Raw genomic sequence first — 15,267 nt, forward strand, 5'->3', positions numbered from 1 at the left:
CCATGAACTTCCATGGGGTCGAAAGCGCAACCAATCTACCTTTTCATGCGTCCAATAGAGTAGCTTACTAGAAAGAGGCGGAATGAATGAAAATAGGAAAATGGTTACTTAGCGGCACATTACTTCTCTCTATGACGGTGCCTTCAACAGTTTTCGCAGCAAGCAATGGTCCATCTAGTATAGACAAAACGACGAAATACCGCGTCTTTCAGTACAATCAAGTACTTATGGAATTTGCAACGTATGCACAGGCCGAAGCGTATGCGAAATGGTTTTCGAACAGTCATGTTGAAGAAATTGGCACTCGTATTTGGATTTGGAGCAATTTCCCTCGCTATCAAGTGTATCAGCAAGATCTCACCCTGCCGGAATGGCAATTCGCCACTCTGAATGAAGCCATCGCTGAAGCTAAAAAATGGACGAACGCAAGTGTGCGGGATTTACAATCCACGGGTTGGGTGTGGAACAATTACGCCCGCTTCCAAGTCTATCAAAATGAGATTACACAAGATTCATGGAAGTTTACTAGTCTACCTGATGCCATCGCTGAGGCTAAAAAGTGGGGCGGCGCTCATATTATCGATATTGATTCGAATAAGTGGGTGTGGGACAACATCCCGCAAGCGGAAAAAGCGGCAAACAGCGCGGGCAGTGTGGTATACAAGGTGTATCAAGGAACTTTTTCAGCACCTAATTGGGGATTTGCCTCTTTGGAAGATGCAATCAACGAAGCTCTTAATTGGGGGAACTCCACTGTCGTCAATATCAACACTAAGCAAACGGTTTACAGCAATCTTAAATCCTATAAAGTTTTTCAAAATGACGCTTTCCTTGAGGAATTCACTTCCATTGATGACGCCATCAATTATGCAAAGCTATGGGGACATAGCGCCATTTACCGAGAAGGTCGTAAAATTTGGAACAACTATGCGTCATATCAAGTGTATCAAAGTACGAATCTGATTGGCGAATTTAAAACCTTACCCGAAGCTTTATCCTATGGTAAACAGTACAGTAATTCTTCGATTCAAACCTTGGAGCATCGGATATTATGGGATAATTTCAAAAAACTTCAAGTCTGGGGCTGGAATGGCAGTTCAGGTGCAGAGACGATTAAAGCTCATGTTTCTAACACACTTGGACTAGATGTCGATTCCCCTTCTTATTTCGAATTGGCAGACAACAGTGGCAATTTGAAGGATACGTCGAATGTGGATACGGTCAAATGGCTGCAGAAGAATGGCTATACCGTCTATCCATTAGTTAGTAACCAATTTAGCTCTACGTTAACCACACAATTTTTGGCGAACACCGCAGCTCAGGACAAGTTCATTACAGCTTTGGTTAACCGATCTGTCCAGTTGGGTGTTCCAGGCATCAATGTGGATTTTGAAAGTTTAGCAGGTTCGGATCGCAATGCGTTCACAGCGTTTATTTCCAAATTAACATCAGCTGCGCATGCCAAAGGATTAGTCATCTCGATTGATCTGCCGCGCGGCAGCGTGAAATGGAATCATCTATCCGCTTTTGACCATGAGAAACTCGGTGCCATTGTCGATTACGTCGTCATCATGGCTTACGACCAGTATTGGAAGGGAAGTACATCAGCAGGCTCCGTTGCGGGTATTCCTTGGGCAGATGGAGGCGTTCAAGAGTTCCTTTCTTATGGGATTCCACGTGATAAAATTATTCTTGGCATTCCCTATTATGTACGTGAATGGCAGTTAGATGCCAAAGGTGCATTGGTCGGTAACCGCACCGTACTCATGAAAGACATCCCTGCTTTAATGGCTTCGAAATCAACCACCCAAACATGGGACAGTGAATTTGGACAATACCGTGTCGAGTACAAAGAGAATGGCTACACGTACGTTCTCTGGTTAGAGAATCAAGCGACCGTTACAGCGCGTATGGACATTGCCAAAAAGTACGACATCGCTGGTGTTGCTGCTTGGCGACTAGGCTATGATTCAGCTGATTTATGGCAGGCTGTGCTGCAGAAGAAGTAAACTGGCATCCTTGCAGAAGAAAGACAATAACCTGAGGGAAGGACAGGGTCCTTACCTCAGGTTATTTTATTAGATAAACCCCAATTGACTGAACGTCGTTTCCGTCCCACAATCCGCACAGTACTTCGCATCCGCTTTGTTAACCTTATAACATCCCTTATGCATCAGGGATTTTTCTTTCGTACATTTATTTTTGAGCGGCGCCCCACAACGTATGCAGTACCTGTCTTCTTTCCCTGCAACGTACTTACATCTGACACAGGTTTGAAGCTCATCCTTCCCAGCCATATCTTCATCCCCTTGAAATCTTTGATCTCTTACTTCAAGTATATGAAGATGATCTGTGTAGGTGTGAATAGGGATGTGAAATCTATTTTGAATGCGATGTATAAAAAGAGGTCCTTTTCGCCCACCCTATGAGGTAGGGGAGGTGAAAAGGACATGGCAAAAGATGTAATGTGTGAAGTGAATTCCTGCAAATACTGGGCCAATGAGAACAAATGTAATGCGAAATCAATTGCAATCGTGAGCCACCACGGCAGCAATCAAGCGCGCAATTCAGAAGAAACGGATTGTCGTACGTTTGAATCCAAAGTTTAGAATTTGAGTAAAAAGAGGCCGTTCTGGCCTCTTTTTATGTTTCTACATCTATTGTAACCAATAATGATAATTATTATCAGTCGTTATAGAGATTTTTGATCAACAAATATCATAAAGCTCTACTAAGTTGGTGATTGTGTAGGTACTTTTAATTTGGTCATCCGCTACTTGATTCTTTTGGTTCATCCAACATGTATCAATACCGGACAAGATCCCACCTTTGATATCCGTATTCAGTGTATCGCCAATGATAAGTGCTTCTTCCTTATTGAAATCTGGGATACGGTTCATGATATGATCGAAGAATTCTTTAGAAGGCTTTTGAAAGGCTATACTTTGCGAATCAAAAATATCTTCAAAAAATTCATATAAGCCTGCCTGCTTTAATCGCTTTTTCTGTGTTATTGTTATCCCGTTCGTAATTATGAACAGTCGATGGGAAGCTGATAACCTCTGGCACACTTCTAAAGCACCTTCCATAAGCTGACTGCCGTTCCCTAACAAATCTCTATATTTCTCTTCCCATTCCAGGCCATCAACAACTGTACCGAGGTTTAACATCGTTTCAGAGAATCTATTGTTGAGCACAACTTCTAATGTAACCTTTCCATTTTCGTAATCGGCCCATAGTCGCCTATTCACGCTATTATAAACTTGAAACAATTCGTCAGAAAACTGATATCCAAATTGTTCAAACAACTTCGTTAATGAGTCCGTTTCGTTAGCGCCAAAATCTAACAAGGTATCGTCTAGATCAAACAGCAGAATTTTATAATTATTCATCTTGACTCTCCTTCGAAACAATAAATTGTCACATGAACCTTAGCCACTTTATCCGCGTCTTTAGAAAAAAGCAGCTCAACCTTGTTCTAAAGGCGGGCTGCTTTATATCTATTAACTTCGGTTCCCTTCAAGATCTTTACTTCGTTGCTGGTGGCTGATAATCGCCAGGGATCATACCTGTTGAAATCGCTATACGATTCCAAGCGTTAATCGCATTAATTGCCATGATCAAATCAACAAACTGTTCTTCATCAAAATGTCTACGGACTTTCTCAAACAACTCCTCCGATACACCACCAATAGAGATTTGGGTCACAGCTTCTGTTAATGCAAGTGCTGCTCGCTCAGATTCTGTGTAGAATGGTGCTTCCCTCCAAGCGTTGAGCAAATAAATTCGCTGTTCCGTTTCTCCCATCGCACGCGCATCTTTGGAGTGCATATCCAGACAATAGGCGCAGCCGTTGATTTGAGAGGCACGAAGTTTAATCAACTCCACCAGTTTAGGGTCAAGACCGCTTTTCTTCACATACCCTTCCAATTTTAATAGTGCTTGCAAAGATTCAGGGCGCACTTTTGTATAATCCAATCTGATTTCCATGTGTCATTACTCCTTTATATTGTATTAGGTATCATCATTCAAACAATTAGTGAGTTCCCCTTCAAGATCTTTACTTCGTTGCTGGTGGCTGATAATCGCCAGGGAGCATACCTGTTGAAATCGCTATACGATTCCAAGCGTTAATCGCATTAATTGCCATGATCAAATCAACAAACTGTTCTTCATCAAAATGTCTACGGACTTTCTCAAACAACTCCTCCGATACACCACCAATAGAGATTTGGGTCACAGCTTCTGTTAATGCAAGTGCTGCTCGCTCAGATTCTGTGTAGAATGGGGCTTCCCTCCAAGCGTTGAGCAAATAAATTCGCTGTTCCGTTTCCCCCATCGCACGCGCATCTTTGGAGTGCATATCCAGACAATAGGCGCAGCCGTTGATTTGAGAGGCACGAAGTTTAATCAACTCCACCAGTTTAGGGTCAAGACCGCTTTTCTTCACATACCCTTCCAATTTTAATAGTGCTTGCAAAGATTCAGGGCGCACTTTTGTATAATCCAATCTCATTTCCATGTGTCATTACTCCTTTATATTGTATTAGGTAACCTCTTTTAATCCGAGTGATAATGGCAAATTCACTTGGCGTCGGCAAAAGGGCATCATTTTTGTGCCATTTCAATATTTCACAGATGAAAGTAGTTCAGCCGCGATTCAGATAATAACCATTGCGCGGCTCGCCAAACATAACGTCGACAATAGTTATCGTCGATTAACTACATCTACAATATAACGCTATTTAGTGATGAAGTCAACTAGCCTATTACTGACAATTCTTAAAGGAAAAACGAAACATAAACAGCCTTAGGACGGCCATCGTCCTAAGGCTGTTTATATATCGTTTTGTGTTATACCAAATCTACGATTTATAAGTAACTAAAATATCAAAAGACCCATCAGAAGAGGAAAACTTAACATCGACAACGGATGATTCTGGTAATCCAGCCAAGAATTTATTGGCATCATCTTGTACAAGCATTTTATTCGAACTAGAAAAGACTCTAACTTGAATCATTGCCATCACCTCATAATCATAGTCGTTTAGAACCATTATACATAATCGTGAGGTAAATTAATCCTATGTTCTTGTGTTCTTAATAAAGTAGATACGCACCGCTGTGATCCATCGACGGATTCTTCTTTTCAACTTACCTGTTGTAAGACTAGTAACTGTAGCTTCTGTAATTCCTTTTTCACCTGTTACACCCATTTCCCCCGTTGCATCCGTAGCTATCTCCTCACCAATTTCACTAGTTTCGCTAGTTTCACCTGTTTCACCTGTAGTTCCATCCGTTCCTGTACTTCCCGTAGTTCCCATTTCTACTGTCTCTCCAGAAGCTCCTGTTACCCCGATCTGCCCTATCGCAGCCACATAAAATCTAAGTTTCACTTCTCTTCCGCGGTACTCTTCAATATCAATTTCCTTGACCTGAGCCCAATCAACCGTTGCAACAAATTTATCAAACTCGAATATTCTTTGAATTGCGCCGTCACCTATATTGAATTTTATTGTCAATTCAGTTTCGTTTAAGTACTCAACTTGTACTTTTTCGATATTCGTCATACCAACAATGGCAACATGATTCATTAACTCGGCAAGTTTGCTCACAAGCGTCACACCTCCAAAATATGAATATCCAGTCCTCTTTCATAGCGGAAACCGTTTCTATTTCCTATATTATATGTTCCCTAAAATACCAATGCATGGACGAAACTCATAGAATTCTGGCTGTTTATCAACTTATTTTGCAGGACAAAAAAGCCATCCGCAAAGGTTCTTCAACCTTGCTGAGACAGCTTCTTAGTCCACCATTTTCTAAGTTTACGTAGCTTTTAAATTCCCGGTATTTCGAATCGTGGTTGTGACCTGCAAATCGATTTTCAAATTTGTAAAATACTCTGTTCGCCAAACTTCCAGTTGTGATCGCGTCAAATCATTTCGAAAATGTTGCCCTATTCCCAAGACATCTGCGCCGTCTAGCTTAATTTTTTCAAATAAGTGTTCGAATCGTTCTAGAACTAGCTTGTTCAAATCTGATTTAATGGAATCGAGCGAAGGACTATCTTTCGTATCCAGCAGGATTACTTTTAAGCTTAGCTTACTTTTCAACGTAGGCTGGTTATTGACGAAAATACTCCGATGCATCAGATGGTTACTTACAATTTGAACGGTCCCCTTACCCATCACTTCGATTTTTCCCTGCGTTTGCTTGCCATTAAACACATTGATAAGTAAGGTTTCTTCATTACTTAGTCGGCCCACCATTTTGCCATTCTTCATGATGGCCGAGCCTGTGCTTTCTATCACCGTCGAATCTCCTGATTTGATGATGGGGATGACCACATCGTTGGTAAAGGAGTGGATGCTCCTAAATATTTTCCACGTTTGTGTATAGGCAATTTCAGGACTCAACCCACTATTTCGTTGAAAAAAATCATAAATTAGGGTCCCGTCATAGGAATGTTTATCCATTTTTTGAAAAAAACGATCTGGCGATTCATCACAAATGACGAACAATGTTTTTGGGGACACATGCCGCGAACGAATTAGGCTTGCCACACCGTCATTTAACCCATGTTTGGCAAACTCTTTATCGACAATAATGATTTTCAAATGGAGCAAATCAATTTCGCTCTCCATATTCATGCTAATGCGATCAATGATTTCGTTGATCGTGTCACCACGATCCGAAACAACTTGAATGGCATCCGTTTCACTTACTTTTGGAATATCGAGATACACCGTATATTTCCCTTCATCGAAAGAAACACCCATAGCGATCGGTAAAGAGCGATGATTAATGTCTTTGTTGTCCCAACAGCCGGTGAGAATAATAAGTAGGAGTGTGGCAACGATCCATTTCAGCATAATCTTCACGTCAACTCTCTCTGACTTGTTTTTGATGTCGATACCCTATTATGAAAATGACAGTCGGAACAAAGATTGAAACATACAATCTAAGAAATGAATTCCACTGCAACAGCAATTCAACATGAACCCAATCAGGTATGAACAAGCATATGATGAACACGACAATGGCAGTGGCAGCTACTAGATAGTGATTTTTCATTTTTTTTAGACAACATCGGGTTAAGCATACGATTTGCCATAGGGTCATTGCGATAAAAAGAAGGACAAACGCGATTTGACTCAATAGAAAAAAAATCGTAATTCGATCAAACATCAGCCAGTTAATTTCTATCGTATCAATTGTGAAAATAAAGGGGAATGCAAGCTGTCTAGCGGTTTCTTCCCCTAATGTTAGGATAGGAATATACACCGAAAGAAGGAAAAAAATGAAGAGAATAATGCTGCTTAGATAAATGGTTTTGGGTTTATAGGTGATATAGGAGGGAATAAAGCCCAGAAATAGAAAGCCTCCCGCGAATGCAAACAAGCTTTTATAATACGAAAAGTTGGTTAGAAATGCGAAAAGCCTGGAACGATCCTTAGGGATCAGTGGAAGTGCATAATTCAGATCGATGTTTTGAAACGTTGAAACCATAACAAATATCATGGGAGGGAGAAACAGGACTGCTAGTAAAAGACCTGCTCTTAATAGTGCTCTTACTCCACCGTGGATGACCATAAATACAGGAATCCCTAGCAACAAACACATAAGAATCCAAAGCGGTGTGTCAGCTAGAAAAACAATTGAAATAATTTCAGCATAAGCCCTAACTGTAATCACTATCACCAATGAAAGATATAGAAAAACAGGAATTAATGTTAACCAAACAATTACTTTATTCTTGTTGATCAATACTTGGAGGATATTCTGATTTCCAAAATAACTAAGCCCCTTCAGATAAGTAAATATGACGGTAATATGGATGAAGTAACCTAAGCCAACAGGTATCCAATAGGCTTCACGTGTACTCGCTAAGATATCCGTCGGATACACAAAGAATATCAACCCTAAATGGGTTATGATGTAGATAACAGCCACTTGTAAGTTTTTACTCATCTCATTCACCTTCTGGATTTTTCAATTGCAGATACGGAACTCCCAGTGATTTGACGCCTGCCAAATAGGAGCAAATAATGACGAACCCAAATAATAGACCAAGGACACCAAAGATTGCGGATAGAATCAATAAGACATATTTAAACAAACGTATCGTGAGCCCATTTTGATAGCCGACGACGGTCGCACTTGAAATAGTCGTAGCCGCCAATACGATAATGAGCAAACTACTTACTAATTTCGCCGATACGACAGCCTGTCCTAGTACGATCCCCCCTACCATAGTTATTGTTGGTCCTATACTCGGAGGAAGTCGGATGATAGCTTCTAATGTTAGTTCCAGGACAAACAGTAACAGTAAGGTCTCTACAATCGCTGGGTAAGGAACATCTATCCTACTCTTGGCAATAGAGTGCGCTAGCTCAAATCTCAGCACATCCGGATTCACGGAAACTAAGGCCACATACAATCCTGGGATAATTAGCGTTATCAGTGCGCCAATAATACGAATGAAGCTAAGGGCCGCAGCAAACACATGCGGGTGATTGGCATCATCAGCCGTCACGAACAAATCAGAAACAAGGCTGGGTAATACCAATGCGAAAGGTAATCGCTCAAGAAAGAGTACCGCTTTACCATTTTTCAAAGCTCGTGCCGCACTCTGTGGCAGTTCAGTCGTATTGTAACGGGTTACTAGTGTAAAGTTTGAAAAACCAAACATTTGCGATAGTTCTTGCACATTGCTAACATCCATATGCAAATTCTTTTCGATCGCGTTGGTGATAGAACGAAGAAGTGCAGGATCAATCTTTGTATTCAAATACGATACGACCACGCAATTTTGCGATACTTCCCCAAATCGATACGTTGCAATCTGCAAATCGCTTGAATTTATATGCTTTCGAAGCAAGCCGATATTGAGCTCAATATCCTCGTTAAAAGCGCTGCTTGACCCCCTAACCACGTTTTCAGTTAATGGTACGGAAACTGAACGGTTAATCGGTTGTGCGACCGGGATGATACTAATATAAGTAGCAGTTGGCTCATGTACGGCAATAAGCATGCCATCTAAAATCTCTGAGATAATCTCGTCCAATGTGCAGTCGGATACATCATGACCAAGCCCTCTCAGCCTAACTTCTGCTGTGTGATCTAAACCATCTACATGCTGTAACTGTTCACGTACAATGGTTAGAGAATGTGGGAAATTAATAAGCGTCCTTAATCCTAGAAACGTTATAGAATCACTGCCAAACCATAAATGGCGTGAAATATATTCCCTGTCTTGATGAAAATGATTTTTCAGGCTGGTCACAATCGACAATACGTCTCCTCCGTTCCACTTCCTATTGTGTCAAGCATATCTCAGGTAGTATTTGCTTCTCTCTGTTTTGTTAATCATTTCAATTCTTGCTGCACAAATGGAAAAGTAAATAAAAGGTCCAAATCTCTGTTAATGAGATTTGGACCTTTTACATTTATGGAGTGTTATCCCCCACCTACACATCAAATTCCACCTGCTTTTTAGCTAGTGTAATAAATTCCAAGGGGTTTGATACCTGCTGCGCATCATACTCGACTGCCCCCATCTTCAGAATAAGCTCTACTCGAAATTTGTCTCTGTATTCGTTCCGGTTTCGTTCTTCGACGTTATTCCTGAGCCGATCAATCACGATTGATGCGCCAGGTCGATCCGTAAACAACAGCATCCCCCACATCGGATTCTCCTGATTCAGCAAATAGAGGGAATCATTCGTTCGGATACTAGTTTGACTCATTTGAGAAAGGTCAAGGACCGCTTCCATCAGCTGCTCTTCCCCAATAATACGCCGAATCTCATCCCAGTATTTCACACTGAAGACTAACAGGGTTAACGGAATGTGATAACGAACAGACAATGCCATGAAGATGGTCGCGTCGGATTGAAACGAGAAGGTATTCTTTAAGCTCGTTTTGGCATCTACGGTTGCCAGGTACTTGTTGGCCTTCTGTAACTGCTCATTCTCCAATTGAAGCTGACGGTTCCCGTAGGTAAGCAACCACGTTGAAATGGTGAATAAGGGTGTCATAATGAGCCAGAAGTAATTTTGTGTACTGATCAGCCCGCCTACAACAATCGTTTGATAGAGCGTGTATGTGCCGTAACCGAAGATGAAAATTATATTCAATATTAATCCCGTTGTTACGTTGGTAAAGTAAGTAACAATCGCAATTAATAAGGCGATATTCAGAAATATAATATTTTGAATATAGAGGTTGGGATTCCCCGCCGTAAATACAATACAAATAAAACAGACAATAATCAGCAAAATGAATGCGCCATCCGAAACCATATTGCCCTGTATTCGCCTCATGATCGATCCCTCCGCTTCTTCCGATACTTGCGGATCAATAGAATGAGTGAAAGGAGCACTATTAAAGCAACAAGGACGACTGCAATCATGAAACCTAACACATCTTTACGCTCCATGACATCGTTAAGTACTGAAGGTGGTTCTGCCGTTGTAACTTTTTTAAATCGAAAAGCTTCGATATGGCCATCTATATCTGTTACAGCGCCATCACCGAATACTTTCCATAGGGTTCCTTCTGAACCGATCAGCTTAGATGCCAGATAGGCGTACTCTGTGCGACTTCCTGTAATAGCAAGCAGACCGAAGCCGCTAGCGTAAGGCGAATCGATCAATTGTAAGGAACCAATTTGCTTGCCATAGTTAGCCTCGATGCTCATTTTTTCATTGGACATAAAGCCCGTCCCACTTTGGTTATATCGGAAATATAACTTATCATTATTCGTTCGAATGACTTGGTTATTCTGATAACTGCCGATGGCGATAATCTCGCGGCCTTTAAGTTGTGATACCGCGACATTATCTTGATAAAATAGGACTTCCCCGGTATTCGTCTGTGCATAACGACCTAACAAGTTGAAGATGTTCGAAATCGTTTGATATAAGTATGTATCATGCTCTTTAGGCAGTACGACGGCCACTTGATTATAGCTGCCATCGCGCAAAAATGGATAAGGGTAATTGTTAAACAGCATATCCGCTCTATCTTTGGTATTCAGCTGCAGCATGGAATCTTTGTCAACAAACGCCCACGGCATTTGATCCGGATTCTCTATACATCCTGCATTCTTAAGTTCCAAATCAAAAGCAACTTTTACAGAAAAATTCCCACTACTATTCAGCGTTTTAGGAATCGTAATATCCATATGATCATTGTCTGCAAGTTCGGTAGACAACCTCTTACTGCCAATAGGTGTATCATTAATTAGAATAGTCACCATGGAGCGGTCGAAATCTAGGTTTTTGGCATATCGATACTTAATGCTTAATTTACTCGCCTCTGCAATCGAACGGTTACCAGGGAGTGATATGTAGTACTCCTTCTCACGATGATGATCTCCTTGAAGCTTATCACCGGTTTCCGTTAAGGTGATATTACGGCTAATGCTTACTGCTGGTGTCTCTACCTCTGTCGCTCCATCTACTTCTTTTCGATCTGTATCCAGTTGACTTAGCAAAGCTTGGTTTCCTACTAAGCGCCCCGCTTTTACTAGCATCGCAGTGTCCGTTGAAGTCACTACTAAGGTTGGACGTCCCGCAACGGTAACCAATTTAATTAAAGCCTTTTTATCAAGATTCTCCGCTTGAAAAGCCGACTTCACTTCTTCAGGTAGATCATTATAGAACGAGATAAGAATGATTGCCTGCTTCAACTTCAAATTATTCGTATTATAGGAAACAATCGGAATCCCATTATCCGACACAGGATTTACTTTTGCGAATCCAGAAAGCGCGTAGGTTGCCGCCTCAAGTACAGACAAATTGCTTTCCCCTTCTGTAACTGCAATGGCATTCTGACCTTCTTTAATCGTATCCAAACCGATAAAATGTTCATTAAAATCACGGATACTCGTTTGAATCGGAGTATTCGTGTAGTTCACAGAGATCCGCGAGGTTTTGGCAATCTGTAACCAATTATCTTTCGTATCCGTGGGCAAACAAGCATTGACTGCAAGAGGTGAAGTTGTTTCGAAATGTCCTTGAACCGTTAGCGTGTTCCCACCTTTCACGATGTACGCTACGGGTACTAATACCGTCAACTGCTGCTGTTTCGCTTCTTGCATGACCGGACGAAAAGAATGAAATGGCTTCCCATTCAACGATAGCGTCACACTCGAACGGTCATTCTGCATAAGGCGTGAAACTTCATAGTCAAGATGAATCTCTACACTCTCTACGTTCCAATAGTTTTCAACTTGAAAAAACTGCTGCGTATAGGTTACACCACCAATTAACGATGTATCTGCAAAATTAGTTTGGTATTGTCTAGTCCCAGTAGGGGTAATTTCTTCAGCCCAAGCTGAAGATTGACATACATGCAGCAAGGTAAACAGACCAACGGTTGCAATCAACAGCCATCGTTTTCTCATCAATGATCCCCCCTATCTAATACCTCTCGGTTTTATACCATTTGGCTTCTCGCTTGAAAACCAAATCTTTCAAATAAGCGTACATGCCATATGCAGCTACAACCATCCACATCTGACAATAGGACACATACATGAGCATAATAATCCAAACGTTAGAAAGTTTCATTTCCCCTTTTTCAGTCACAAGCGTAATAAATGTTCCTACAATGAATAAGATGATGGCCAGCCCCCATAAGAAGGAACTAAAACTTGCTATCGTTGTTCTCACATAACCCAATGCATGAAGTATTAGAAGTAAATCAGACATCACTAGTGAGGTTAACAGTAAGACATAAATGGAGAGGTAGTATAAAATGTCAAAATGAATGTTCTTCGCTGATCGTTTAAATAACAAGGGTATGTTTTTGACAATGACATAAATATTGCCTTTGGCCCACCTTGTTCGCTGTTTAAACCAAACCTTGACGGTTTGAGGTTCTTGCTCCCACGTTACCGACTTGGGCTGGAATTTAATCTTATATCCCATCAAGTAGATACGAAAACTAATTTCGGTATCTTCCGCAATTGCCTTTACATCCCAGCCACCCATTTGCTCGATGATCGACCTCCGAATAATGAAATTCGTACCGGGAATCGTACACAACTTGAATAACTTCCATCGTCCTGCCTGCGCCATCCATTGAAAAGATAACGTCTCGATATTGATAAAACGAGTTAATAGGCTGGCATCTCGATTACGTGTTCGAAATTTCCCGATAACAGCTCCTAACGTTGCATCCTGGGTAATTTCAGATACTAAATAAAGTAACGCTGTTTTCTCAGGCGTGTTATCTGCATCATAAATGGCAATAAGTTCTCCTCTGCTCACCTTTAGACCCAAATTCAAAGCATTGGACTTCCCTTTTCCCCCTACCACATTATCCGTATTCAAGATGATCAGATTGCGCCCAGGATAATTCTCTTGCAGCTTACCTAATAACACACTGCTATTATCGGAGGAATTATCATTGATGACGATAATCTCATAACGATCATGTGGATACGAAAGAGCCAGCAGAGATTCTACGGTTTTGGTAATGACCTTCGCTTCATTGTGCGCAGGCACCATGATACTTACGAAGGGATACTCCCCTTCCACGGGAGCAACTGGTTTATTCTCAATTTGTATATAGTACATGTACCCCGCGACAATCAAACCCACATTGACCAAGAGGAGCGACCAAATACAGAAGACGGCGATTAGCATGAGAATATCTGCGATTGTCATAATGACTTCTCCTGATGCATGAATTTGCGTCTATACAGACGGTAACCAATAATGAGAAATACCATGAAAATAAGAAGCGTCATTAGGATAAGGGCTATAAAGATGTTATTTTGGACTGAAAATAAAGTCTTAAAGCTTTTCTTCACTTCTTGCACGTAGGTGTGATCAGCGTCAACCTCAGCCATCTTATTGTTCAATGCGATAACTTGTCCATTGATTTGCAAGTGGCCGTTATGCGAAGCCAATTCATTCGTTGCCGTCCTCACCGTATGCTCCGCATTCTTAAAGTCAGAAAATGTCGTCCAGCTTGTTAATAACGTGTCCAGTGTGGCTTCCATTTCTTTACGATCAATTGGAAACGGATATACGAACGCTGTGTTCATTGGTAAGGAATCTCGTATTTTAGATGCGTTCACATACTTGTTTATGTCCTTCCCCTGGATGGTATACATCGCTGATTGAAAGACACTTGAAGTATTTCGTTGTGTGTGATATCTAATATTACGATTATCATAAACAATGCCTGAATCGAAGATCGACAATCCATAATCCGTATAATGCTGATCATAGGTCCAATATAGTTCTGAACTAATGCCAAGAGGAACAATTTCTTTTTGGGCTAATACGTCAAGAAAAGCACTCATCTGTGATTTTAACCCAGCGATGTCTGGACTTATTGTTGATGCAACAACGGGTGCATTCACCACAATACTGCCATTTCGCGATTGCATGTGCTTTAATGTCTCCAAATATCGCTGCATCGCGGGGAATTGGAAGTTGCTAAACACGGGTTGAACACTCGCAATGAAGGGAATTCCAGCATTGTATAACCGATCGGCAACCTCATTAAGCAAATCCAAATCTGAGAATGGATATATCTCATTTAGCAAAACATAGTTTTGCCCTGTCGTATTCACATGTAACCAATCCTTCATGACGAAGGACGTTGCCAGTTCGCTGACATTCCCTTTCACCATGTATGGAATATAAGCATTTTTGCCCTGAATCACGCCAAAAGGATAGCTGACATTCCCGTTGTCAGAAGTGCTAGACCCATAAGGGGTTCCCTTAAACTTCGTGATATACGAGATGTCCTTTGCCATTATTGAATCTTCTGTAAGTTGACCCATGGTAATTTTCAGAGTATCGTTGGCGTGCCGTTGTACCTCTACCCCCATTTCTTGAGCAACAAGCTGTGGGAGTTGATACCCTATATGCATATAATCTCCAAAGTAACTTTTCATATCACGGTCAAAAGCTTCAGATGAATGCGGAATGTCTTCCAAGTTATGGATAGTAATTACTTTATTGAATTTCTGAAGCGTTCCTGCCTCATATTTATCCGTTGAAGTTATCGTTACCTGGGAACTAAAAGATGCTAGTATACGCTGCAGCGCTTCGATATTCCCTTCATACGGTGTGCCGATAGCTAAGCTATCATAAACAATCAAAACAGGAGCTGTCACCACTGGATTCGCAGAGGTAACTTTAGGTAAGCAGAAAAAAAATAATAATTGAACGAATACCAATAACGAAGTACTTAATTTGTTTCTCTTCAACATGCCTTTTGGTCTCCTCCCTTCTC

Annotated in this window: 14 protein-coding genes; 2 read left to right on the top strand and 12 right to left on the bottom strand. The window is 41.1% G+C overall.

The annotated features are described in order from the left end of the window. The first annotated feature begins 86 nt into the window (after positions 1-86). Positions 87-2,009 carry a glycosyl hydrolase family 18 protein gene (locus tag AC58QT_RS07130; RefSeq protein ID WP_497408345.1) on the top strand — a complete coding sequence of 641 codons (1,923 nt, stop codon included), beginning with the start codon at positions 87-89 and terminating at the stop codon, positions 2,007-2,009. Positions 2,010-2,450: 441 nt separating this feature from the next. Continuing rightward, entirely contained in the window at positions 2,451-2,609 is a 159-nt protein-coding gene (locus tag AC58QT_RS07135) for a DUF1540 domain-containing protein (RefSeq protein WP_310223739.1), read from the top strand. 99 nt (positions 2,610-2,708) lie between these two features. Here the strand turns inward: AC58QT_RS07135 and AC58QT_RS07140 are convergent, their stop codons facing one another. The 12 genes from AC58QT_RS07140 to AC58QT_RS07195 all read right to left on the bottom strand — a co-directional run bounded on the left by AC58QT_RS07140 (position 2,709) and on the right by AC58QT_RS07195 (position 15,244). Then, entirely contained in the window at positions 2,709-3,392 is a 684-nt protein-coding gene (locus tag AC58QT_RS07140; RefSeq protein WP_497408346.1) for a YjjG family noncanonical pyrimidine nucleotidase, read from the bottom strand. 136 nt (positions 3,393-3,528) lie between these two features. Beyond that, positions 3,529-3,990 (bottom strand): carboxymuconolactone decarboxylase family protein, encoded by a 462-nt coding sequence (locus AC58QT_RS07145; RefSeq protein ID WP_497281922.1) that lies wholly within the window; start codon positions 3,988-3,990, stop codon positions 3,529-3,531. A 70-nt stretch (positions 3,991-4,060) separates the two neighbouring features. Further along, on the bottom strand, positions 4,061-4,522 hold the full coding sequence (locus AC58QT_RS07150; protein ID WP_497408347.1) for a carboxymuconolactone decarboxylase family protein: 462 nt from the start codon (positions 4,520-4,522) through the stop codon (positions 4,061-4,063). 343 nt (positions 4,523-4,865) lie between these two features. Next, positions 4,866-5,021: a sporulation protein Cse60 gene (locus tag AC58QT_RS07155; RefSeq protein WP_397340217.1), complete on the bottom strand. Its 156-nt coding sequence runs from the start codon at positions 5,019-5,021 to the stop codon at positions 4,866-4,868. A gap of 63 nt (positions 5,022-5,084) precedes the next feature. Next, positions 5,085-5,615: a hypothetical protein gene (locus tag AC58QT_RS07160; protein ID WP_497408348.1), complete on the bottom strand. Its 531-nt coding sequence runs from the start codon at positions 5,613-5,615 to the stop codon at positions 5,085-5,087. Between the two features lie 213 nt (positions 5,616-5,828). Beyond that, positions 5,829-6,875, bottom strand: a complete 1,047-nt coding sequence (locus AC58QT_RS07165; protein ID WP_497408854.1) for a Ger(x)C family spore germination protein — start codon at positions 6,873-6,875, stop codon at positions 5,829-5,831. A gap of 10 nt (positions 6,876-6,885) precedes the next feature. Further along, positions 6,886-7,974 (bottom strand): GerAB/ArcD/ProY family transporter, encoded by a 1,089-nt coding sequence (locus AC58QT_RS07170; protein ID WP_497408349.1) that lies wholly within the window; start codon positions 7,972-7,974, stop codon positions 6,886-6,888. A gap of 1 nt (position 7,975) precedes the next feature. Then, positions 7,976-9,289: a spore germination protein gene (locus AC58QT_RS07175; RefSeq protein ID WP_497408855.1), complete on the bottom strand. Its 1,314-nt coding sequence runs from the start codon at positions 9,287-9,289 to the stop codon at positions 7,976-7,978. A gap of 184 nt (positions 9,290-9,473) precedes the next feature. Next, positions 9,474-10,328, bottom strand: coding sequence for a GGDEF domain-containing protein (locus tag AC58QT_RS07180; RefSeq protein WP_310223728.1), 855 nt, complete (start codon positions 10,326-10,328; stop codon positions 9,474-9,476). After that, positions 10,325-12,415, bottom strand: a complete 2,091-nt coding sequence (locus tag AC58QT_RS07185) for a cellulose biosynthesis cyclic di-GMP-binding regulatory protein BcsB (protein ID WP_497408350.1) — start codon at positions 12,413-12,415, stop codon at positions 10,325-10,327. The genes AC58QT_RS07180 and AC58QT_RS07185 overlap by 4 nt, the downstream gene beginning before the upstream one ends. Positions 12,416-12,431: 16 nt before the next feature. Beyond that, positions 12,432-13,682 (bottom strand): glycosyltransferase family 2 protein, encoded by a 1,251-nt coding sequence (locus AC58QT_RS07190; RefSeq protein ID WP_497408351.1) that lies wholly within the window; start codon positions 13,680-13,682, stop codon positions 12,432-12,434. After that, the gene (locus tag AC58QT_RS07195; protein ID WP_497408352.1) at positions 13,679-15,244 is read right to left on the bottom strand and encodes a hypothetical protein; all 1,566 of its coding nucleotides are present in this window, start codon (positions 15,242-15,244) and stop codon (positions 13,679-13,681) included. Before AC58QT_RS07195 ends, AC58QT_RS07190 begins: the two co-directional genes overlap by 4 nt. Positions 15,245-15,267: the final 23 nt, after the last annotated feature.

The organism is Paenibacillus sp. J31R109 (assembly GCF_059692055.1).